Source organism: Roseateles sp. P1_C6, from assembly GCF_056406315.1.
On sequence record NZ_JBFUAK010000008.1, the window covers coordinates 68,131 to 89,848 of the forward strand.

The window sequence follows — 21,718 nt, forward strand, 5'->3', positions numbered from 1 at the left end:
CATTCTGGGCGCCGGCATATAAGGACGCAATTTACGATTCGTACATCCACAGATAAGTCAGCTATTAATGATCAGCTCCGACGACCTGGCTTTCTTTGCCGTGCTGGCGGACTCGGCGTCGCTGGCCGAAGCCGCGCGCAAACTCAACGTCACGCCGCCCGCCGTCTCGCAGCGGCTGCAAGCCCTGGAAGCGCGCGCCGGCGTGCGCCTGATCGACCGGACTGGGCGCCGCACCAGTCTGACCGACGAGGGCGCCCTGGTGGCGTCGCACGGGCGTCAGGTGGCGCAGACCATGGAGGCGCTGGCGGAAGCGCTGGCAGACCGGACCCGCGTGGTCAGCGGTCATCTGCGCGTGACGGCGCCGCATGGCTTCGGCCGGCTGCACGTGGCGCCGGTCGCAGAAGCCTTTGCGCGCGCGCACGACGGCGTGACGATCTCGCTCGACCTCTCCGATCACCCCGGCGCGCGTCTGATCGACAGCTGCGACGTGGTGATCCACATCGGGCCGCCGGGGCCGCTGAACCAGGTCGTCACGACGCTGGCGCCCAACCGGCGCATCCTGTGCGCGAGCCCCGCCTATCTGGCGCAGAACGAGGCCATCACCCGGCCCGACGACCTGCTCAGGCAGCGCTGCCTGGTGGTGCGGGAGAACGACGAGGACGTCACGCTGTGGCGCTTCAAGCGGCTGCAGGGTCGCGAGTCTGAAACGGTGCGCGTCGACCCCGCGATGTCGAGCAACGACGGCGCCGTCGTGCGCGACTGGGCCCTGGCCGGCATGGGGGTCGCGATCCGCTCGGAGTGGCACGTCGCCGAGGACCTGGCGCAGGGTCGCCTGGCCGTCGTACTGCCGGGCTGGGAAGCCCCGGCGGCCGACGTGGTGGCCCTGCTGGGCTCACGGCACGGCCGCAGCGCACGGACCACGGCCTTCCTTGCCATGTTGCGGCAGGCGCTCAACCCGGCGCCGTGGCGCGCCTAGGCGTAGCCGATGATGGCCTTGGTCTCGAGGTATTCCTCCAGACCGTGGACGCCGTACTCGCGGCCGTTGCCCGAACGCTTGTAGCCGCCGAAGGGGGCGTGCGCGTTCCAGGCGGGGTAGTTGATCAGCACCTGGCCCGCGCGGATGCGACCCGCCACGCGCCGGGCACGCTCGATGTCGCCCGACTGCACATGGGCGCCGAGGCCGTAGACGGTGTCGTTGGCGATGGCGATGGCCTCCTCCTCGTCGCGGTAAGGCAGGATCACGAGCACCGGGCCGAAGATCTCCTCACGGGCCACGCGCATGTCGGTCGTCACGTTCGAGAAGATCGTCGGCCGCACGAAGAAGCCAGCGTCGAGCCCCTGCGGGCGGCCGGGCCCGCCGCAGATCAGCGTGGCGCCCTCGGCTATGCCGACGGCGATCATCTCTTGCACACGCTTGAACTGCGCTTCGTTGGCAATCGGTCCCATCGTGGTCTGTTCGTCGCGAGGGTCGCCGACCCGGATGCCGGCCACGGCCTGGACCGCCAGCGCCTCCGCCTCGGCCAGGCGCGACGCCGGCACCAGCATGCGCGTCGGCGCGCTGCAGGACTGACCGACATTGCGCATGCCGGCCAGCACGCCGCGGGCGATGCCCTGCTCGAAATCGGCATCGTCGAGAAAGACATTGGGCGACTTGCCACCGAGTTCTTGCACCACGCGCTTGACGGTCACGGCGGCGGCCTGCGCGACCAGCACGCCGGCGCGCGTGGAGCCGGTGATCGAGATCATGTCCACCTCCGGATGCGCCGACAGCGCCGCACCGACCACCTCGCCGGTGCCGCCGACGAGGTTGAACACGCCGGCCGGCACGCCGGCGTCGTGCATGACCTGCGCGAACAGCTGCGCGCTGAACGGCGACAGCTCGCTGGGCTTCAGCACGACCGTGCAGCCGGCCGCGATGGCCGGCGCGACCTTGGCCGTGACCTGGTAGAGCGGCCAGTTCCACGGCGTGATCAGCGCGCAGACGCCGATCGCCTCCTTGGCCGTGGCCGTGCCGCCTGCGTTCCGCAGGAAGGCATAGCCCTGCAGCACCTCGATCTGCGCGCGCACATGAGCGATGCCGAAGGGCACGTGCGAGGCACGCGCGAAGCCGATCGCCGAGCCCATCTCGGCGACGATGGCCTGCGCGAACAGCTCGGCGCGCTCCTCCAGCAGCGCCAGGATGCGCTGCAGCAAGGCCAGCCTGTCCTCGACCGTGCTGCGCGAGAAGCTGTCGAAGGCCCGGCGGGCGGCCCGCACGGCCAGGTCGACATCGACCGCCGAGCCGGCGGCAACGTGGCCGATGACGCGCTCGGAGACGGGATCGACCACGGCGAGTCGGGGGGCATCGGGGCGCTCGACCCATTGGCCATCGATGTAGAAGCGGGTGTCGTTCATCACTGCCATTTCAAGTCTTGTCCTGCTCGAGCCTGAGGCTCAGAAATACTTCACCCAGCCGATGCTCGTGCGCCGCTTGAACTCGCCGTAAGCCTTCACGGGGTAGTACAGCAAGGCCGTCACGGCCAGCCAGACGACCCAGACGATCCAGTACGAATCGGCATCCACACCGAAGCGCGTGCCCTGGTTGGGGCCGACGATGGCGAAGGCAATGCGATAGCTGACCATCAGCACATAGAGGTGGACGATGTAATAGAACATCGGCGCCCCGCCGAAGGTCGTGCAGACCTTGGTGAAGCCGTTGTCGGCGAACTCCAGCGCCGCCAGCATCAGCAGGCCGCCGCCCAGCGTCATCAGCAGGAAGTCCAGCGACGGCGGGTACTTGGTGAAGTTCAGCCAGACCTTGACCGTCTCCAGCGTCGTCGCCTGCGGCGTCCACGGCGCGTTCTCGCCGTAGATGTTGAAGCCACGCAGCACCAGCAGCACGGCCCAGCAGGCCAGGCCGGTGACGATGAGGGTGCGGCGGCGCTTCAGCGCGTCGACGACGGACGAGAACAGCGGCGCAAAGGTGTAGCCCAGTAGGATGACGCCGACCCATGGCAGCGCCGGATAGCTGAGCTTGACCTTCACCGCCCCCTCGGCCACCAGCCAGCCACGGTGCAGCATCAGCGTCCACAGCGGATACCAGGGGCTGTCGTTCGGCACGGTGTAGCCGGCCACCGCGTTGTGGCCGCACACGATGACCAAGCCCAGCGTCGCCAGCAGCCCCCTTGGCAGCCCGGACAGGAAGGCCAGCGCCACCATGCTGAAGCCGATCGCCCACATCACCTGCAGGTAGAGCACCTCGTACTTGCCTTGCCAGGCGAAGTTCACGACGGTCAGCTCCAGCGCGATCAGCAGCAGGCCGCGCTTGAGCAGGAACTCGCGCACGTTGCGCGGCGCGCCGCTCGGCGGGTTGGCATAGAGCCAGGCCGACAGGCCCGTCAGGAACACGAACACCGGCGCGCAGAAGTGCGCCGCCAGGCGTGAGAAATACAGGTCGCTGGGCGTACCGGGCACGGTCATCGGGTCGGTGACGTTCAGGTGCAGGTACAGGTGCTCGCGCACGTGGTCGAGCATCATCACGATCATCACGAAGCCGCGCAGCGCGTCGATGGACGTGATGCGCTTCTTGTGCGCGGCGACGGCGCCCTGCGCCGATGCGGCTGGCCACGGCACCGCCGCGGCACGGGACAGTCTGGACGAAGTGGACATGTGGGACTCGCTGAGAAGAGAGAAGTTACGCCTCAAACAGGCCGCTTGCGTTGGCGCCAGGGCAGACCGGTCAGCAGCAGGGCCGCGAGGGCCAGTGCCAGTGCCGTCCACGCCAGGCGCATCAGCACGGCGATCGCCAGGCTGCCCCCCGGCGGCACGGCGCCGGCGTGCAAGGAAAAGATCACATTGACGTAGCGCTCGGCCAGCGGGAGCTGCCGCCCGTCGCGCACCGCCAGCACCGCCCCGCCCTGCTCGGCCACGAAGACCTGGCTGAGCCCGTAGGGGTGCCATTCCTCGCCGCGCAGGCGCAGGCGCAAGAGCCCCGGCGCCTGGTGGTACAGGCGCTGCGGCCGGGCCTCGGGCAGCGCGGCCGCGGCGCTCAGCAGGGCCTGGCCGGCCGACACCAGCGGCAGATCCGCACGCACAGGCACCACCGGGGGCTCCGCGGCCGCCTTGCCACCCAGCGCGACGATCAGCGTACGCACGGCGCCCGGCCAGCTCAGCATCGCGGCCGTGCCGAACAGCAGCGCGAGCGGCAGCACCGCCACGATGCCGATGCGTCGGTGCCAGCGCCGCCGCAACTGCGGAGCCCGCGTGCGCCGCAGCCGCCACCACAGGCGCAGGCCGACGGCCACCGAGCTCAGCGCCAGCAAAGCCGCCAGCCCCGTCACCCATGAGCCCGCCGGCCCCAGCCATTGCCACCGATGCAGCCGCAGCAGCCAGGGCGCCAGCAGTTCATCCTCGCCGTGCAGTGCCAGCAGGCGGCCATCCGGCACCGCCAGCTCGGCCCGCCAGCGCTTGCCCAGGGCATCGTCGAGTTCGACCTGCAGCGCCGGCTCGCCCAATTGCACCAGGCGCCACTGCAGGCCGGGCTGGGTGGCCTGCAGCGTTGCCAGGCCGCCGTCGAGGGCACGGGCTTGCGCCTCGAGGGACGGCGCCGCAGCCGTTCCCGAGTCAGGCAGCGGCTGCAGCCATTGCAGGCCGGCACCCGTCAGCGCGGCGACCAGCAGCAGCGCGGCCAGCCCACGGCCGACCCAGCGATGAAAGCGCAGCATGGACTTCATGGCCGGGTTCGCTCTGGCAGTTCAGTCAGCTCAGAACTTGAACTGCCCCGCCAGCGTGACCTTGCGGCCGTTGCCGGGGAAGACCCACATCTGGCTGTAGGAGCTGCTGTAGAAGGTCTTGTCGAACACGTTATCGATGTCGAGCGACAGCTTCCAGCTCTTGCCGATGGCATAGCTGCCCAGCAGCTTGACCGTCGTGTAGGCCGGCAGCTTGAAGTCGTCGGCCACCACCACCGGCGCCACAGCGCCTTCGCGTTCGCCGATGTAGTTCAGACCCAGGCCCGCCGTCGCGGAGTTGCCGCCCAGCTTGAAAGCCTGCACCAGCATCAGGTTGGCGCTGTGGCGCGGCACGTTGGCGAGCTGGCGACCGACCAGGAAGGCGTTGTTGTCCTCGGTCACCTTGGCATCGGTGAAGGCGTAGGCCGCCGACAGTCGCAGGCCCGCCGCGACCTCGCCACCCAGGTCGAATTCGACGCCCTTGCTCTGCACCTCGCCGGCGGCGATGGAGAAGTTGTTCGGGTCCACAGGGTCGGGCGTCAGCACGTTGTTCTTGGAGATCTTGTAGATCGCCAGCGTGCTGGTGATCTTGCCGTCGGCCGAGTCGAACTTGGCCCCCACCTCGGCCGACTTGCCCTTCTCGGGCGCGAAGGACTCGAAGGCCCGGCTGACCCCGCTGTTCGGGCGGAAGCTCTTGGACGCCGTGGCATAGATCGACACCGTCTTGCTGGGCTGGTAGACCAGGCCGGCGCGCGGCGAGGTGGCGCTCAACGACTGTTCCACCGTCTTGCTGCTGTTGCGGTTCAGCACCGACTGGTCATAGCTGTCGTAGCGCACGCCCAGCAGCAGCTTCCACTGCGCGGACAGGTCGATCTGGTCCTGGCCGTAGACCGACTTGGAGCGCTGCTCCTCGTGCGTCCAGGTCAGCGGCGTGGCCGGGAAGGCCGGCGGCGTGTTGCCGTAGACGGGGTTGTAGATGTCGAGCTCCAGCGCCGGCACATTGCGGACGCGGAACTGCAGGCGGTTGTCGGTGAACTTGTAGGCATCGACGCCGAACAGCACGTTGTGCTGCATGCCGGCGGCACGCACCTTGCCCAGCACCTCGAAGCGGCCCGACACGTCCAGCGCCTGGTTGTCTCGTGTGCGACGCTGGCGGTTCACGACACTGGTACTGCCGCTCTTGAAGGCCGTCACCTCGGTCGAGATGCCCTTGATGGAGCTCTCGCGGTAGCTGACGCCGGTCTGGATGGACCAGTCGTCGTTGAAGTAGTGCTGCACGAAGATCTGGTTGCCGGTGGTCTTGATGACGTGCGGGCCGTCGTTCGCCTCGCCGAAATAACGCGAGCGCGGCACCACGTCCAGCTTGCCGTTGACGGCGACCACGCCGCGGTCGAAGCTGGCCTCCTGCTTGGAGTACTCCAGCTCGTAGGAGATCGTCGTGTCCTCGCCCAGCATCCACAGGAAGGACGGCGACACCAGCGTGCGCTCGGACTCCACCTGGTCACGGTAGCTGTCGCTCTTCTCATGGGCCGCATTGAGGCGGTAGGCGATCTCCGAGCTGATCGGTCCGCTCAGGTCGGCCGTCTGGCGAAAGGCGCCGTAGCTGCCGCCGGACAGGCCCAGCGTGTACTCGGGCACGAACAGCGGCTTCTTGGTCGTGATGTTGACCGTGCCGCCGGGCTCGCCGCGGCCGTAGAGGGCCGAGGCCGGGCCCTTGAGCACCTCGACCGAGGCCGTGTTGGCCGAGTCGCGCACGCCGTTGTAGCCGCGGCTGTAGTTGAAGCCGTTGACCATGTAGTCCGAGCCGAAGTTGGGGTCACCGGTGAAGCCGCGCATCGCGTAGCTGTCCCACAGGCCGCCCAGGTTGCTCTGCTTGGAGATGCCACTGCCCAGGTCCAGCGCGTCGGCCAGCTTGGTGATGCCGGCGTCCTCCAGGATGTCGGCCGACAGCACGCGCACGCTCTGCGCCATGTCGCGCACCGGTGTGTCGGTTTTCATCGCGCCGGTGGCAGACAACGTGCGGTAGGGCTGCTTGACGCCCTGCACCTTGACGATGTCGAGCTTGTTGGCGGCGTCCGTCGCCGACGCCGCATCGCCATCTGCCGCCCACAGGGCCGGGCTGCAGACCATGAGTACAGCCGCGGGAATCGCGGCGCGAGAGGGGCACTTGTTTGACATCGCGAAAACTCCTGGGAAAGAACGGGCTTGAATAGCGGGAAGGGAACGGGGTCGTCAGCGCAACGTGAAGCGCACGGCGAGGGACTGGTTCTGGGGTGTGGTGATCACGGCGACGACCTTGGCGCCGGGTGCGAACTTGAGGCCGCTGGCGACCAGGGCGTTGGGCGCGGCGGGCTTCAGCGGTGCGTCTGCCTTGACGCCCGCCAGCAGCACGCCGAGCTTGCCGCCGAAGCCCGCAGTGGCCAGCGGCTTGTCGTGGTCCTCGACGTAGATCGTGGCGCCTTCACTCTCGACCACCAGCTCGAAGCTGAGGTCGTTGGCCGACTGCACGAGGCCGCCGTGCCGGGGCTTGCCGCCGCCATGCGCGATCGCCATCGGCACCGGCAGCAAAGTAGCCAGCGCCAGGGCCCACAGGGTCAAACGTCGTGCGAAAGCGTTCATCAGAAGGCCTCGCGGGTGGGCAGTTGCTGGGCTTCGACCTCGGCGTCCTGCTGCTCGTCGATGAGGCGCCGCGTCGGGCCCTCGCCGACCAGCCAGAACACCACCGGCGTCAGCAGTGAATCCAGCAGCGTCGAGCTGATCAGGCCGCCGAAGATGACGACGGCGACCGGGTGCAGGATCTCCTTGCCCGGCGTGTCGCCGGCCAGCAGCAGCGGCGTCAGCGCGAAGGCGGCGACCAGGGCCGTCATCAGCACGGGGGTCAGCCGCTCCAGCGAGCCGCGCACGATCATGTCCTGGCCGAAGCGCTCGTTCTCGAAGCGGCACAGGTTGATGTAGTGGCTGACCTTCAGGATGCCGTTGCGCGTCGCGATGCCGGCCAGCGTGATGAAGCCGACCATCGAGGCCACCGACAGCGTCACGCCCGCCAGCCACATCGCCACCACGCTGCCGATCAGCGCCAGCGGGATGTTGGCCATGATGACCCCCGCCAGCACCGCCGAGCGGTAGCGCGAATACAGCACCAGGAAGACCATCGTCAGCGACAACAGCGAGAGCACGACGATCAGCCGCGTGGCCTGCTCCTGGGCCTGGAACTGGCCCTCCAGGCTGATGAAGTTGCCCTCCGGCAGCCGCGTCTCGGCGATGGCCTTGCGGATGTCGGCGATGACCTTGCTCATGTCGCGCCCGTCGGTGTTGGCATAGACGACGATGCGGCGGCGGCTGTTCTCGCGGCCGATCTGGTTGGGTCCGTCGCTCTCCTCCACCGTCGCGATGGCCGACAACGGCAGCCGGCCGGCCGGCGTGTCGATCAGCGTGCGCGCCAGGTCCTGGGGGCTGCGCTGGCCGTCGGGCAGGCGCAGCACCAGGTCGTAGCGGCGCTGGCCGTCGACGATCTCGGCGCCGTGGGCGCCATCGGTCAGCGCCTGCAGCGTGCGCATGGCCTCGCCGGGCGAGAGGCCCGCCTGGGCCGCCTTGCGCTGGTCCAGCCGCACGGTGATCTGCGGGATCAACACCTGCTTCTCGACGGTCAGGTCGACCAGGCCAGGCACCGCGCTGAGCTTGCCGCGCATCTGCTCGGCCAGGCCGCGCAGCGTATCGATGTCGTCGCCGAAGATCTTCAGCGCGATCTGCGCGCGCACGCCGGACAGCAGGTGGTCCAGCCGGTGCGAGATTGGCTGGCCGATGGCGACCTGCGCGGGCAGCACCGACAGCTTCTCGCGGATGGCCGCCATGATGGTCTCGCGGTCACGCTCGCTCTTCTTCAGGTCGACGTCGATCTCGGACGAGTGCACGCCCTCGGCATGCTCGTCCAGCTCGGCGCGGCCGGTGCGGCGGCCGACCTGCGTCACCTCGGGCACCTCGCGGATCAGCCCCTCGGCCAGGCGGCCCAGGCGGTTGGCCTCGTCCAGCGAGGTGCCCGGGTTGAACATCATGCCCAGCACCAGCGAGCCCTCGTTGAAGGCCGGCAGGAAGGCGCGCGGCATGAAGGGCACGCTGGCCGCGGCCACCAGCACGGCGATGGCGGCCAGGCCCACCAGCCCGCGGGCACGCGGGAAGGACCAGGCCAGCAGCCGGGCGTCGTGGCGCTTGAGCCAGCGCACCAGCGGGCTGTCCTCATGGTCCAGCCGCTTCATGCGCGGCAGCAGCCAGGCGCACAGCACCGGCGTCAGCGTCATCGACACGGCCATCGAGGCCAGCACCGAGGCGATGTAGGCGATGCCCAGCGGCGAGAACAGCCGCCCCTCGATGCCCGGCAGCGCGAACAGCGGCACGAACACCAGCACGACGATGGTCGTCGCATAGACGATGCCCGAGCGCACTTCCACGCTGGCCTGGCGCACAACCTCGCGCACCGGCAGCGGGTTGCCGGCCGCGCGGTTCTGCTTCAGGCGGCGCAGGATGTTCTCGACGTCGACGACCGCGTCGTCCACCAGCTCGCCGATGGCGATCGCGATGCCGCCCAGCGTCATCACGTTGATGGACTGACCCAGCAGCTCGAACACCAGTGCCGTTACCGCCAGCGACAGCGGGATGGCCGTCAGCGAGATCAGCGTCGTGCGTGCCGACAGCAGGAAGGCGAACAGCACGATGGCCACCATGACGGCGCCGTCGCGCAGCGCCTCGGTGACGTTGCCGACCGAGGCCTCGATGAAGTCGGCCTGGCGGAACAGCACCTTGGGCGCGGCCACGCCGGCCGGCAGGCCGGCCTGCAGCTCCTTCAGCGCGGTCTCGATCTGGCCGGTCAGGCGCACCGTGTCGGCGCCGGGCTGCTTCTGCACGCTGACGATGACGGCGGGCACGCCGTTGTAGCCGGCGTCGCCGCGCTTCATGGCCGGCGCCACACGCACCGTGGCGACCTGGTCCAGCAGCACGGCCCGGCCGTCTTTCCAGGCCACGGCCAGACCTTGCAGGTCCTCGACGCGGTTGGTGCGCGCCATGTGGCGGATCAGGTACTCGCGGCTGTTCAGGTCGATGAAGCCGCCACCGGCGTTGCTCGCAAAGCCGGACAGCGCCGTCTGGATCTGCGTCAGCGACACGCCGGCCTGGGCCATGCGCACCGTGTCGGGCTCGACGCGCAGCGTGCGCACCTCGCCGCCGATCGGGATGACCTGCGACACGCCGACGATGGACAGCAGGCGCGGCCGCAGCACGAAGTCGGCGTACTCGCGCACCTGCATGGGCGTGGCTGCTTTTGGATCACCTGCCTTCAGCGGCAGCGCGATCAGCATGACCTCGCCCATGATGGAAGACACCGGCCCCATGACCGGCGCGATGCCGGCGGGCAGCTGCTCGCGCACCAGCGCCAGGCGCTCGCCGACGATCTGCCGGTTGCGGTAGATGTCGGTGCCCCAGTCGAACTCGGCGTAGTGGATGGCCAGGCCCACGCCCGAGGTCGAGCGCACGCGCGTCACGCCGGGCATGCCGTTCAGCGCGGTCTCGATGGGCACGGTGACCAGCTGCTCGACCTCTTCCGGCGCCATGCCGCCGGCCTCGGTGAGCACCGTGATCAGCGGCTTGTTGAGGTCGGGGAAGACGTCGACCGGCGTGCGCCAGGCGGTGATGGCGCCGTAGACCATCAGCATGGCCGCAAAGGCCAGCACGAAGAGCCGGTTGTGGAGGCTGTAGCGGACGATCCAGTTGAACATGATGTCGTCCGTCCGTTCAGCGGATCTGCGCGATCAGCGACGCGCCCTGCACGACGACGCGGTTCGCCTCGCCCAGGCCCTGTGTCACGACGACCGAGTTGCTGTCCAGCGGCCGGTACTGCACCGGCTGCGGGATGTAGCGCTCGGCGCCGGACTTGATCCAGACGATGGCCTCGTTGGCCGGGTTGCGCACGACGGCCTGGGCCGGCAGCACGAAGCCCTTGAGCTGCATGTCCAGCGTGACGATGACGCCCAGCGTCTGGCCGATGGCCAGCGGCAGCGCGCGCCCCTTCTCGGCCTGGGCGCGGAAGGTCAGCGGCAGCAAGCCGTCGCGCAGCACGCGACCGGCGCCGGCCAGACTCAGCTTCACGCCGACCTGTTCCTGCAGCCTGGCGCCAGTGATGCGCCGGGCCACATCCGGGTCGGCCGTGCTGGCCTCGACCAGCACGCGCGCCGGGTCCACCACCTCGAACAACACGTCGCGCGGCTCGACGACCTGGCCGGCCAGCGCGGCCGTGCTGGCGATGACGCCGTCGACCGGCGCCACCAGCGCCTCGCGTGCCTGCAGGCTCGCACCGACGTCACGCTCGCGCGCCGTCAGGCTGGCCAGCTCAGCCTCGGCCGCCTCGATCTCCTTGCGCGGCACGCTGCCCTCCAGCGAGCGCAGGCGCTGCACGCGTTGCGCCGCGGTGGCGCGGCTGGCGTGCAGTTCGCTCAAAGAGGACTGCTGGTTGGCCCTGGCAAAGGGCTCGGCGTGGAAGCGCACATAGGCCAGCACCTCGCCGCGGCGCACCGGCTGGCCCGCCACCGGCAGGCCCTTGGGGCCGGCCTCGATGCGGCCGCCCTGCACGGTCTGCACGCGGCCGCTGGCGTTCGGGTCGATGACGACGCGGGCCGGCAGCTGCAGCGCGGCGGGCGCGTCGGTCAGCGGCACCATGCGGGTCAGCAGGCCCATGCGGCGCTGGGCGGGCACGGGGACCTGCACGCTGCCGTCGGGCAGGCGGGCCAGCCCGTCGACCTTGGCGACCGCGGGGCCGTCGAGATGTTCGCCGTTGGGGCCATGGGCGCCCGGCGAGGCCTGGGCCGTGACTATCAGCAGGGCCAGCGTCAGCGGGGTCAGCAAGCTCAGCGTCGTCTTCATCGTGCAGCTCCGTAGGCGTTGCGGCGGCGGCGCAGCAGCACCGCGGCCAGGGCGGCCAGCAGGCCAGCGCCTGCGGCGACGGCGGCGCCACGGCGCAGCCCGATGCCGGTGCCCTCGGCACGGTCGTGGTCGTCATGCGCGGCGACGGCCAGCGTGCCGTCCAGCAGGTCGCTGTCGGCACCCGCGGTCACGGTGAAGACCAGGGCATGGTTGCCGGCCTGGTGCAGCGCGTCGATGAGCTTCTTGTCGCTCAGGCGGTAGCTGCCGGGCTCGGCCTCGAAGGCGGCCCGCGCCTTCAGGTTGCCAAGCTCGACATCGAGCTGGGCACCCAGCACGGCCTCATTGGTTTCGTAGCGGCTGACGTAGAGCACGAGGCCGGAGGCGGCCAGGCGACCGACGATCTCGAACTGCTCTGAATGCGCTTCGATGCGCGGCAGGCCGGAGCTGGCGGAGGCGGCGGCCGGGCCGTCGAGATGCTCGCCGTTGGGGCCGTGGGCGCCCGGCGATGCGAGGGCCAGGCTGAGCGGCAGCAGGCACAGGCCGGCGGCCAGCGCCAGGCGGCTCTGGAAGGAGAAGGGGTTCATGGCAGGACACCTGAAGCTTGGAGGAAGCGCGCGCGGGCATTGCCCTGCGCGGCCTGTTGGCGGGCGAGTGCGGCATCGGCCTGAGCGGCGGCCTGGACGGCCAGCAACAGCTCGGGCAGCGCGGTCTCGCCGGCACGGAATGACTTGTCGAGCAGCGCCGCGCGCTGGCGCAGCAGGGCCGCACGATCGCGTTGCAGCGCGGCCTGGCGGTCGGCGGCCTGCTGGGCATCGCGGGCGATGGCCAGCTCGGCGGCGAGCTCCAGGCGCGTGCGGGTCTGCTCGGCCAGGGCCTGGTCGAGCGCGCCCTGCGCCGCGGCGCGCAGCGGCTCGTTGCGCACCGCCGTGCCGAAGGGCACACGCAGCCCCAGCACCATGCTGCCCTGGCTGGGCTGGCCGCGGGCATCGCGCTCGCTGCGGTAGATGACGCTCAGCTCGGGGGCCTCGGCGACGTCGCGCCGCGAGACCTCCAGCTGGCGCCGCGCGGCGTCCACGGCCAGCGACTGCTGGGCCAGCAGCGGGTGGCGGTCCTGGTCGAGCGGGTCGGCCTCGGGGGCCGTGGGCTCGGTGGCCTCGATGTCGGCCTCCAGGCCGGTCAGCGCCGTCCAGCGCTGGCGCTCGGCGCCCAGGCGCTGCTCGGCGGCATCGAGCTCGGCGCCCGCCGCCAGGCTTTCGCCCTGCGCGGCAAGGGCGTCGCTGCGTGCCAGGTCGCCGGCCTTGACGCGCCGCTCAACGTCGGCGGCCAGGGCCTGCAGATAGGCCTGCTGGACGCGGGCATTGGCCGCTTCGGCCTTCAGCCCCGCGAGGCTCCAGGCCAGGTCGCGCAGCTGGCCAGCCAGGCGCAGCAGGGCCACCTGGGCACCCTGGGTGGCCAGGCTGGATTCGCTGTCGGCAGCCGCCAGGCGCGCACCGCGCTGGCCGGGCAGCCACAGCGGCAGGGCGACGCCGACTTCGTTTTCCTGCACGCCGCGGTTGTTCTGCCAGCGGTCGCTGCGCTGCGACAGCGACAGCGCCGGCGGCGCGGCCAGATAGCTGGCCGCGGCCTTGCGCTCCGCGTCGGCGCGCAGCTGCTGGGCCTGTGACGCCACGCCGGCCTGGGTGCGCTGCCAGGCCGCCTCGACAGCCTGCGCCAGCGTCACCGGCGCCGCGGTTGCCGGCACCGGGCCCAGCAACGCTGCGCAACAGGCCATCGCTGCGGCGACGGCGCGTGAGCTGATCCTGTGGATGGGTTTCAAGTTCTTCCTGCCGATCTCGAGCCGCCACGATCCAGCCGCGCGCCGCTGGCGCGCAGGTCATGGATCTGGCTGCTGCATGGACAACGCTCACCGCGACGCGCGTGCCTGTCGGCACCGGTGCGGGAGCCCGCTCGGAATCAGGCGCGGTGTTTGGGCGGTCGCCGCGGGCCGGCGAGGCAGGGGTCGACGGGCTCGGCCTCGGACAGCGCCGGGGGCCGCGGGCTGCTCACCGCCAAGAACGTGCCGCCGAGGCCGGCAGGCAGAGGTCCCATGGCGCTGACGCAAGCGTCCTGGCCCATGTGATGGTTGGAATCCACCGAGTGGTCCTGGTGGTAGCTCTGGTGAGGCTTCAGCGTGACCGATGCCAGCTCGGCGGCAAAGGCCTCAAAGCCTGCGTCGTCGTCGGCCACGGCCTCGGTGACGGCATGGTCGTGGTGGTGCGACAGCCCGGACCAATGCATCACCGCATGCAGGGCTTCTGCAGGGTTCGCCACGCCGACCCAATGCCCGCCCAGCGAGACTGCTTGCAGCAGCATCGACATCAGCAGGGCGGCAATGACGACCGGGCGGTTCATGAAGCAATTATGTAAGTTGCCCCCCAAGCCACCTGTCGTTTAGGCCCCTGTGCACGCAATCTCGTGTCGATTTGGCAGGCCGGCTACAGCACAGTCTGCTGCATGCCGAGTGCTGGTGCGCCCAGCTCGTGCCTTGGTGCGCGTTTGCACCAATGGGGACGGGCAGCCAGCGGCACATCCTGCGGGCGGCCCCCGTCTGCGGAGTCGGGAATGTCGTCCACGGCGCGCGATGCGCAGCCCTATGCCGCGGGCTTGCTCCTAGACTGAATCGGCACTGCGGCGGCTCGAACGGTTGCAGGCGCATGGCCCCAAACCCGACATCCAATGCCCGCACCCCTGAAGTCCATCGTCACATCCGACACCCTGCCCGCCCATGCCGACTGCGTCGTCATCGGCGCCGGCATCGTCGGCGTCAGCGCCGCGTACTGGCTGGCGCGCGCGGGCCAGCGCGTCGTGCTGATCGAGAAGGGCCGCGTCGGCGCGGAGCAGTCCAGCCGCAACTGGGGCTGGTGCCGCCAGCAGAACCGCGACGCGCGCGAGCTGCCGCTGTCCACCAAGAGCCTCGCGTTGTGGGAAGACATGGCCGCCGACATCGGCGACGACATGGGCTTCTCGCGCTGCGGCCTGCTCTACCTGTCCAACGACGACAAGGAACTGGACACCTGGGCGGCCTGGGGCAAGTTCGCCCGTGGCGTCGGCGTCGACACGCGCATGCTGGACGCCGCCGAGGCGGCCGAGCGCGGCGCGGCGACGGGTCAGGCCTGGAAGGGCGGCGTCTGGTCGCCCACGGACGGCATCGCCGACCCCGCGCGCGCGGCACCCGCCATCGCCCAGGGTGTGCTCAAGCATGGCGGCTTCGTCGTGCAGGGCTGCGCAGCGCGCAGCATCGAACGCGAAGGCGGCGCCGTCAGCGGCGTCATCACCGAGCGCGGCGTCATCCGCACGCGCCAGGTCGTGCTGGCCGGCGGCGCCTGGGCAGGCAGCTTCCTGCATCAGCTGGGCATCGCCTTCCCGCAGGCCGCCATCCGCAGCTCCATCCTGTCCGTCGCGCCCGGCGCCCAGGGCCTGCCCGCGGCACTGCACACAGCCGGCGCCTCGGTCACGCGCCGGGGCGACGGCGGCTACACGCTGGCCATCTCGGGCTTCGGCAAGGTCGACCCCACGCCCGGCATGCTGCATGGCGCCAAGCACTTCGTGCCGATGTTCGCCAAGCGCTGGCGCATGCTGTCGCCGGGCGGCCTGCAGGCCTGGCAGGCAGGCTTCGAGACCCGCAGCCGCTGGGCCATGGACCAGCCCACGCCGATGGAGGCCGTGCGCGTGCTCGACCCCAAGCCCGCGCGCGCGACGCTGGACCTGACGCTGCGGCGCGCCCGCGCGCTGCTGCCCGCGCTGCAGCAGGTGCAGGTGCAGGCGGAGTGGGCGGGCTACATCGACTCGACGCCGGACGGCGTGCCCGTCATCGACGGCGACATCGGCTTACCGGGCCTGCTGCTGGCCGCGGGCTTCTCGGGCCACGGCTTCGGCATCGGCCCCGGCGCCGGCCATCTGGTGGCCGACATCCTGCTCGGCCGCCCGCCGATCGCGGAGATCGCGCAGTACCGGCTGGCCCGCTTCGACAAGTCGCAGTGGGGCAAGGTGTCGGACTTCTAGGGCGGACCGCCCCTGGCCGCACCCGGCCGCTGGCGTTCAGCCGGGCTCTCCAATCCGATGCTCGACTGCCGTCTCGACATGACGCCTGTTTCCGAACGGCGTGTCGAAGCCGTCCGTGACATCCGGCAAGCAAGGTACTCCCGGCAGACCACGCGTGGCCCCCGCAGTCATGCCTTGGTACGGGGCTTGAAGATGTGAATGGTCTCGCCGCGGCCCAGCATCTCCACCAGCTGGGCAATCCGCTTTGCGCGTGTCTCGGCCTTCACGGCCGTTTGAATGCGCCACAGCACCGCGTAGCGATTGGCGGCGTTGATCGTCGCGAAGAAGGCCTTGGCCCTCGGTTCGGCTTCCAGCGCCGCCAACAAGTCCTCGGGCGCGGCCGACGTGCGCGCTCCGTCGTAGGCCCGTGCCCAGCGTCCGTCGGCCTTGGCCGCCTCGATCTGAGCGTAGCCCGGCGCCTGCATGCGGCCGGCCTCGATGAGCGCCGCGACCTTGTCGACGTTGATCTTCGACCAGATGCTGCGCGCGCGCCGCGGCGTGAAGCGCTGCAGAAAGTGCTGATCGTCGAGGCCCTTCTTCTGGCCGTCGATCCAGCCCCAGCAGAGCGCGATCTCCACCGCCTCGGGGTAGGTGACGCTGGGTTCAGCGGCGCCCCGCTTGGCGATCTGGAGCCAGAGGCCGTCGGACGTGGCGTGATGCTTCTTCAGCCAGGTCTCAAAGGCCTTGGCGGTCTTGAACAACCTCGGCGAAGCGTCGGGTGGGGCGGTGGATTTGGCGGCGGGCATCGCTCAGAGTGTGCGGCAACAGAGCCCGCCGCGGCCGCCGCAAGTTGGCGACGGTCGCCCGTTCACGTCACTTGATGACGAAGCGCGCGCTGTTGTTCTGCTTGTCTTCCGTGGTCACGATGGCGATCACCTTGTCGCCCTTGACGAGCTTCACGCCCTTGGCGACGAGCTTGTCGCCCGCCGGCTCGAGCTTGGCCTCGGACTTGTTGCCGCCGCTCAGCACGGTGAGCTTGCCGGTGAGCTTGGCCGCCGGCACGGTCTCGCCGTGATCATCGACGTAGAGCTCGACCGCATCGCCTTTGGCGACGAGTTCGCACTTCAGCTCGCCGGCCATCTGCACGATGCCACCGTGGCGAGCAACACCGTCGCCATGGGCCCAGGCGGTGCCGGCCGTCAGCGCGGCAGCCAGCAGAAGGAGGGTGGACAGCTTTTTCATGGGAAGACCTTTCGACAGAGACGGGACCACATCATTCGGGTTCATGGGGGAGGACGAAGGACAGCGACGCGAGGTTCTCGACCGCGTTGGTCTTGGCGGCGTCCTCGGGCGCCGACTTGAAGACGGCGACGATGACGTTCAGGCCCTGATTGCGCACCTTGATCGTGACGCTGCCGTCCTTGCCGGAGGTCGCGCCCTTCTCGTCCGGATCGTTCACCCAGTCGGACAGCACGCGCGCGCCGGCCACCGGCTTGCCCTGGTAGAGCACGCGCAGCTTCAGCGGCTGGCCCGCCTTGACGGGCAGCGGCGTCTTCACCGGCACGATCTGCAACGTCTGGCTGGGCAGCAGCGGCACCGGGCCGTTCAGCTCGCGGCGCAGGTGCACACCGTACTTGTAGTTCTTCTCGCTGATGATGGCGCCGGGCACCTCGTCCTTGCCCTTGTTGTGCCATTTGCCGTCGGCCGTCTTGCTCCACATGCCGTAGTCCATGACGGCGGCGACGAAGGCGGGCTGGTTGTCGACGTCGACGGTGACGAGAGCGCCATTGGTGACGAGCTTGCTGGCCACTTCCTTGCCGTCATCGTCGTAGGCGCCGAAACTGGTGATCTTGGGCAGGCGCTTCACCACGTCGAGGTCGTCGGCGCCGACGCCGAAGACCATTGCGAGGGCGTTGGCACGCTGCGCGAACCAGAAGCCGTGGGCCTGGGCGCCACTGGCGGCCAGAAGACCGGCTGCAAGCGCCGCCGATGCCAAAACGTTGCCGAATGCCTTCATCAATGCTCCTTGAAAACGGGGGGCGAAAAGTCCAACGAACGACGACAAGTGTTGGCCAGAACGCGGAGCTGAATCTGCCGTTTGCGGCAGGCCCCGAAGGAGGAAGCTGCGAAAGCCGAGCGAGGATCAGCGCGTTGAACCGCGGCTCAGGGCTCCTGCGGGAACAGGCGCTCGATCGGGTAGTGCGTCTTGATGAAGGGCGACTTGATGACGATGAAGCTGAAGTACTTCTCGATGCCGATGTTGCGCTCGAGCAGGCCTTCGATGATGGACTGGTAGTGGTTGACGCCACGTGTCATGAAGCGCAGCAGGTAGTCGTAGCCGCCGCTGACCAGATGGCATTCGAGGATCTCGTCGACCTCGCGGATGGCGGCTTCAAAGCGCGCGAAGTCCTCGCGGTGGTGGTCGGACAGCGTGACCTCGGTGAAGACGGTCAGCGTGTCGCCCAGCTTCTCCAGCCGCAGCTGCGCGCCGTAGCCCGAGATGTAGCCGGCCTGCTCCAGGCGCTTGACGCGGATCAGGCAGGGGCTGGGCGACAGGCCGACCGCATCGGCCAGGTCGACATTGGTGATGCGCCCGTTCTTCTGCAGCTGGCTGAGGATGCGCAGGTCGAGGCGGTCGAGCTTGAGAGGAGCTACCACGGTGCTTGGAATGTTGAACGCTGGAGCGCCGATTCTCCGCGCAGCGGGAGAAACGGGCGTATTTCGGGCCGAGCGCCGGGCCGCTCCCAAGCCGGCCCGTCTGGCGATGTGCGAGCGGGGCACGCCCCGCGAGCATCGCCGTCCCCTCGGGGGACCGACTGGGCACGCCCGCGTTCAGCAGGGCGAGACTGGGCGAGGGGCAGTTTCATCTCATTGCGGCGCGCACGTCGGGTGCCGCCAACACATCGTCCAGCGTTTTCTTAAGACGCTGGCCCATCTGCGCGAATTCGTCGGCGCTGAAGCACAGCGCCGGCGCGAAGCCCAGGATGTGGTCGCCGAAGGAGCGGAACACCAGGCCGTTGCGGTAGCCGGTGTCGAAGAGCCGGTCGGCCAGACCCAGGCTGGCGTCGAAGCCGCGCTTGCTGGCCTTGTCGCTGACCAGCTCCAGCGCACCCAGCAGGCCGCGGTAGCGCACGTCGCCCACCAGCGGGTGGTCGGCCAGGCCGTCCAGCACGGCCGCGAAATGCGGCGCCACCTGCTGGCCGTTGGCCAGGATGCCGCCCTCCTCGTACAGCCGCAGCACCTCCAGCGCCACCGCGGCGCTGACCGGGTGCGCCGAATAGGTGGCGCCGTGGCCGATGGGCGCGCCGACGGGCGCGCCGTCGGCGATGCCGGCATAGACCTGCTCGGACATCAGCGTCGCGCCCATCGGCGCATAGCCTGCCGTCAGGCCCTTGGCCAGCGTCATCAGGTCAGGCTCCACGCCTTCCGCCTCGCAGGCGAACATCGGCCCGGTGCGGCCGAAGCCGGTGATGACCTCGTCGACGACGAACAGGATGTCGAGCTCGCGCGCTGCATCGCGCATCGCCTTCAGCCAGCCCTTGGGTGGCACGATGACGCCGCCGGAGCCCTGGATGGGTTCGCAGAAGAAGGCCGCCACGCGTTCGGCGCCCAGCTCGGCCACCTTGGCACGCAGCGCCGCGACCGAAGCCGCGATGACAGCCTGGTCGTCGCCGCCCTCCGCGTTGCGGTAGGGATAGGGCGAGGGAATGTAGTGCTGGTTGGGCAGCGGCATGTCGAAGCCACGGTGGAACACCGGCAGCGCGGTCAGGCCCGAGCCCATCGACGAAGAGCCGTGATAGCCGCGCTGCAGCGCGATGAAGTGCTTCTTCGCCGGCCGGCCAGTGTTGTTGTAGTACTGCGTGATCAGGCGGATGGCCGCGTCCACAGCCTCGGAACCGCCCAACGTCAGATAGACACGCGTCAGCGAGGCCGGCGTGATGTCGACCAGCTTGGCCGCCAGGCGGATGGCCGGTTCGCTGCCGAAGTGGAAGTAGCCGGTTGCATACGGCAGCTTGCGCATCTGCTCGGCGGCTGCCGCGACGACGCTCTCGTGGCCATAGCCGATGTTGACGCACCACAGGCCCGCGAAGGCATCGAGCAGCTCGTGGCCGTTGGCATCGCGCAGCCAGGCGCCCTGCCCCGACTCGAGCACCGTGGCGCCGCGCTGCTCATGCTTGCGCCAGGGCGCCACAGGGTGGATCAGATGGCCGCGGTCCAGCGCAAGGAGTTGGTCAAGATGGGGGTTGGCGGGGTGCTGCATGGCGTGCGAAACAGGGTTCGTGGACACGCGGTCAGCTTAGGTGCGGCGTCATGGCGGGTGGTGCTGAAAGCCCCACCGGTGACAGCGGCCAAGCCTCGTTATTCGGGCTTTCGCGGCAGAACCTGCGGCAGTCAACGCCGGGCAGGTTCGGCGCGCTCAGTAGCCGCGCTCGCGCGCGACGAGGCCGGGGATGGGCAGGCCTTCACGCACCGCGCGGATCACGGCCAGGGCGTGCAATGCCCCCTCGCGGGCGTCCGTCTGCGCGGCGACGTGCGGCGTGACGATCACGCGCGGATCGCTCCAGAGCGGGTGCTCCGCAGGCAGCGGCTCCGGGTCTGTCACGTCGAGGATGGCCGATGCGAGTTGGCCCGCGTCGAGCGCACGCGACAGCGCCGCCATGTCGAGATGCGCTCCCCGACCGGCGTGCACCAGGCGCGCGCCAGGCGGCAGCTTTGCGAACAGCGCGTCGCCGAGGATGCCGCGCGTGGCCCCGGTGAGCGGCAGCAGGCAGACGAGGATGTCGGTGCCGCCGAGAAAGCCGTCCAGTTCGGCGGCTGCAAACATGTCGACACCATCGACCGGCGTTCCTGACAGGCTCCAGCCGCGCACGCGAAAGCCCAGGCTGCCGAGGCTGGCGGCGGCCAGCCGCCCGATGCGCCCCATGCCCAGGATGCCGACCGTACGAGCACTGGCCGCCATGACCTTGCCCGGCTTCCACAAGCGATCGCGGGCCTGCGCCATGTAGATGGGCATGTCCCGGTGGGCCATCAGCGCCGCCATCACGACCCAGTCGCGCACCATGGCCTCGATGCCCGGCGCGATCGTGCGCGACAGCGCGATGCCGGCGGGCAGCGGCGGCAGGTGATCGACGCCGGCGCCGACCGAAATGACGGTCTTGAGTCCGGTGTAGAGCGACAAATCCTGCGGCGGCACCCAGCAGGCGATGTGGGCGATGGCGGCGGGGTCGGCCACCGACGCCTCGCCGACGACGACGGCCTCTCCCGCTTCGGCGAACACGCGCGGCCAGACCTCGCCGCGCTCTGCCGTGGAGAGAAGCAGCAGCGCCATCAGCCAGCCGCCTGCGAGATCACAGCCCCACCAGGCCGGCCAGGCCGCCGATGTCGGAGATCTCGGCGTACTCGTAGCCCGGCGCGCCCGGCTCATGACGGCGGTTGACGAACGCCTTGTCCCGGATGCCCATGTCACGGGCCGACATCAGGTCGTAGCGCATGCTCGACGAGACGTGCAGGAAGTCCTCGGGCTTGGCGTCGAGCTGCTGCACCATGTACTCGAAGGCACGCAGCCGCGGCTTGTAGGCCTTGGCCTGCTGGGCGGAGTAGACGCGGTGGAAGGGCACTTCCAGCTTGGCGACGTTGTGCACCAGCTGGTGGTCCATCGCGTTGGACAGGATCACGAGCGGGATCTTGCCGGCGATCTTCTGCAAGCCGGCGACGGTGTCGGGGTGCGGGCCCCAGGTCGGCACGGCGGCATAGATCTCGGCCACGTCGGCCTCACGAAAGGGCACGCGCCACTTGTTGGCCGTGCGCAGCAGCGCGTTGTAGACGACGTCGTAATAGGGCTTCCAGTCGCCCAGCACCTCGTCGAGCCGGAAGGCCGAGAAGTCGGCGCAGAACGCGTCCATCTGCTCCGGCGCGATGCGGTCGGCAAACAGCCGCCGCGCCCAGGGCGCCATCTGGAAATAGATCAAGGTGCCGTAGCAGTCGAAGCTGATGTACTTGGGTCGGAAGACGATGGACACGGTGGGCCTTTCCTGTGCTTTCGTGAAGCCTTGAGCCTGCGAAAAGTGTATGGAGCAGTGCGC

The 21,718-nt window shown here is 69.7% G+C and carries 19 protein-coding genes; 2 read left to right on the forward strand and 17 right to left on the reverse strand.

Features of this window, described 5'->3' with window-relative positions:
* The first annotated feature begins 67 nt into the window (after window positions 1–67).
* Window positions 68–976 carry a LysR family transcriptional regulator gene (locus tag AC1D29_RS18335; RefSeq protein ID WP_477900002.1) on the forward strand — a complete coding sequence of 303 codons (909 nt, stop codon included), beginning with the start codon at window positions 68–70 and terminating at the stop codon, window positions 974–976.
* Here the strand turns inward: AC1D29_RS18335 and AC1D29_RS18340 are convergent.
* The 10 genes from AC1D29_RS18340 to AC1D29_RS18385 form a co-directional block, all read right to left on the reverse strand.
* On the reverse strand, window positions 973–2,394 hold the full coding sequence (locus tag AC1D29_RS18340; RefSeq protein WP_477900004.1) for an aldehyde dehydrogenase family protein: 1,422 nt from the start codon (window positions 2,392–2,394) through the stop codon (window positions 973–975). The two genes, AC1D29_RS18335 and AC1D29_RS18340, sit on opposite strands and share 4 nt — an antisense overlap.
* A 39-nt stretch (window positions 2,395–2,433) precedes the next feature.
* Window positions 2,434–3,648, reverse strand: coding sequence for an acetyltransferase domain-containing protein (locus AC1D29_RS18345; protein WP_477900006.1), 1,215 nt, complete (start codon window positions 3,646–3,648; stop codon window positions 2,434–2,436).
* A 32-nt stretch (window positions 3,649–3,680) separates the two neighbouring features.
* A complete protein-coding gene (locus tag AC1D29_RS18350) occupies window positions 3,681–4,712 on the reverse strand; it encodes a PepSY domain-containing protein (protein ID WP_477900008.1) in 1,032 nt (343 codons plus the stop codon).
* A 30-nt stretch (window positions 4,713–4,742) separates the two neighbouring features.
* Window positions 4,743–6,839, reverse strand: a complete 2,097-nt coding sequence (locus AC1D29_RS18355; RefSeq protein ID WP_477900010.1) for a TonB-dependent siderophore receptor — start codon at window positions 6,837–6,839, stop codon at window positions 4,743–4,745.
* 102 nt (window positions 6,840–6,941) lie between these two features.
* Entirely contained in the window at window positions 6,942–7,328 is a 387-nt protein-coding gene (locus tag AC1D29_RS18360) for a hypothetical protein (RefSeq protein WP_477900012.1), read from the reverse strand.
* Complete coding sequence (locus AC1D29_RS18365) at window positions 7,328–10,474, reverse strand: efflux RND transporter permease subunit (protein ID WP_477900014.1); 3,147 nt, start codon at window positions 10,472–10,474, stop codon at window positions 7,328–7,330. The genes AC1D29_RS18360 and AC1D29_RS18365 overlap by 1 nt, the downstream gene beginning before the upstream one ends.
* 16 nt (window positions 10,475–10,490) lie before the next feature.
* The gene (locus AC1D29_RS18370) at window positions 10,491–11,615 is read right to left on the reverse strand and encodes an efflux RND transporter periplasmic adaptor subunit (RefSeq protein WP_477900016.1); all 1,125 of its coding nucleotides are present in this window, start codon (window positions 11,613–11,615) and stop codon (window positions 10,491–10,493) included.
* Entirely contained in the window at window positions 11,612–12,199 is a 588-nt protein-coding gene (locus AC1D29_RS18375; protein WP_477900018.1) for a hypothetical protein, read from the reverse strand. The genes AC1D29_RS18370 and AC1D29_RS18375 overlap by 4 nt, the downstream gene beginning before the upstream one ends.
* Window positions 12,196–13,431: a TolC family protein gene (locus tag AC1D29_RS18380; RefSeq protein WP_477900020.1), complete on the reverse strand. Its 1,236-nt coding sequence runs from the start codon at window positions 13,429–13,431 to the stop codon at window positions 12,196–12,198. Before AC1D29_RS18380 ends, AC1D29_RS18375 begins: the two co-directional genes overlap by 4 nt.
* 137 nt (window positions 13,432–13,568) lie before the next feature.
* Window positions 13,569–14,006, reverse strand: coding sequence for a hypothetical protein (locus AC1D29_RS18385; RefSeq protein ID WP_477900022.1), 438 nt, complete (start codon window positions 14,004–14,006; stop codon window positions 13,569–13,571).
* Between the two features lie 324 nt (window positions 14,007–14,330).
* On the opposite strand from AC1D29_RS18385, the gene AC1D29_RS18390 reads away from it, so the two are divergent.
* Window positions 14,331–15,656 carry an NAD(P)/FAD-dependent oxidoreductase gene (locus tag AC1D29_RS18390; RefSeq protein ID WP_477900024.1) on the forward strand — a complete coding sequence of 442 codons (1,326 nt, stop codon included), beginning with the start codon at window positions 14,331–14,333 and terminating at the stop codon, window positions 15,654–15,656.
* Window positions 15,657–15,823: 167 nt separating this feature from the next.
* Here the strand turns inward: AC1D29_RS18390 and AC1D29_RS18395 are convergent, their stop codons facing one another.
* The 7 genes from AC1D29_RS18395 to AC1D29_RS18425 all read right to left on the reverse strand — a co-directional run bounded on the left by AC1D29_RS18395 (window position 15,824) and on the right by AC1D29_RS18425 (window position 21,649).
* The gene (locus AC1D29_RS18395; RefSeq protein ID WP_477900026.1) at window positions 15,824–16,441 is read right to left on the reverse strand and encodes a YdeI/OmpD-associated family protein; all 618 of its coding nucleotides are present in this window, start codon (window positions 16,439–16,441) and stop codon (window positions 15,824–15,826) included.
* A 67-nt stretch (window positions 16,442–16,508) separates the two neighbouring features.
* Entirely contained in the window at window positions 16,509–16,877 is a 369-nt protein-coding gene (locus AC1D29_RS18400; protein WP_477900028.1) for a hypothetical protein, read from the reverse strand.
* 31 nt (window positions 16,878–16,908) lie between these two features.
* Entirely contained in the window at window positions 16,909–17,652 is a 744-nt protein-coding gene (locus tag AC1D29_RS18405) for a DUF4198 domain-containing protein (protein ID WP_477900030.1), read from the reverse strand.
* Between the two features lie 146 nt (window positions 17,653–17,798).
* A complete protein-coding gene (locus AC1D29_RS18410; protein WP_477900032.1) occupies window positions 17,799–18,293 on the reverse strand; it encodes an Lrp/AsnC family transcriptional regulator in 495 nt (164 codons plus the stop codon).
* Between the two features lie 205 nt (window positions 18,294–18,498).
* Entirely contained in the window at window positions 18,499–19,896 is a 1,398-nt protein-coding gene (locus AC1D29_RS18415; RefSeq protein ID WP_477900034.1) for an aminotransferase class III-fold pyridoxal phosphate-dependent enzyme, read from the reverse strand.
* Between the two features lie 156 nt (window positions 19,897–20,052).
* Complete coding sequence (locus AC1D29_RS18420) at window positions 20,053–20,964, reverse strand: 2-hydroxyacid dehydrogenase (RefSeq protein WP_477900036.1); 912 nt, start codon at window positions 20,962–20,964, stop codon at window positions 20,053–20,055.
* 19 nt (window positions 20,965–20,983) lie between these two features.
* Complete coding sequence (locus AC1D29_RS18425) at window positions 20,984–21,649, reverse strand: haloacid dehalogenase type II (protein WP_477900522.1); 666 nt, start codon at window positions 21,647–21,649, stop codon at window positions 20,984–20,986.
* Between the last annotated feature and the right edge of the window lie 69 nt (window positions 21,650–21,718).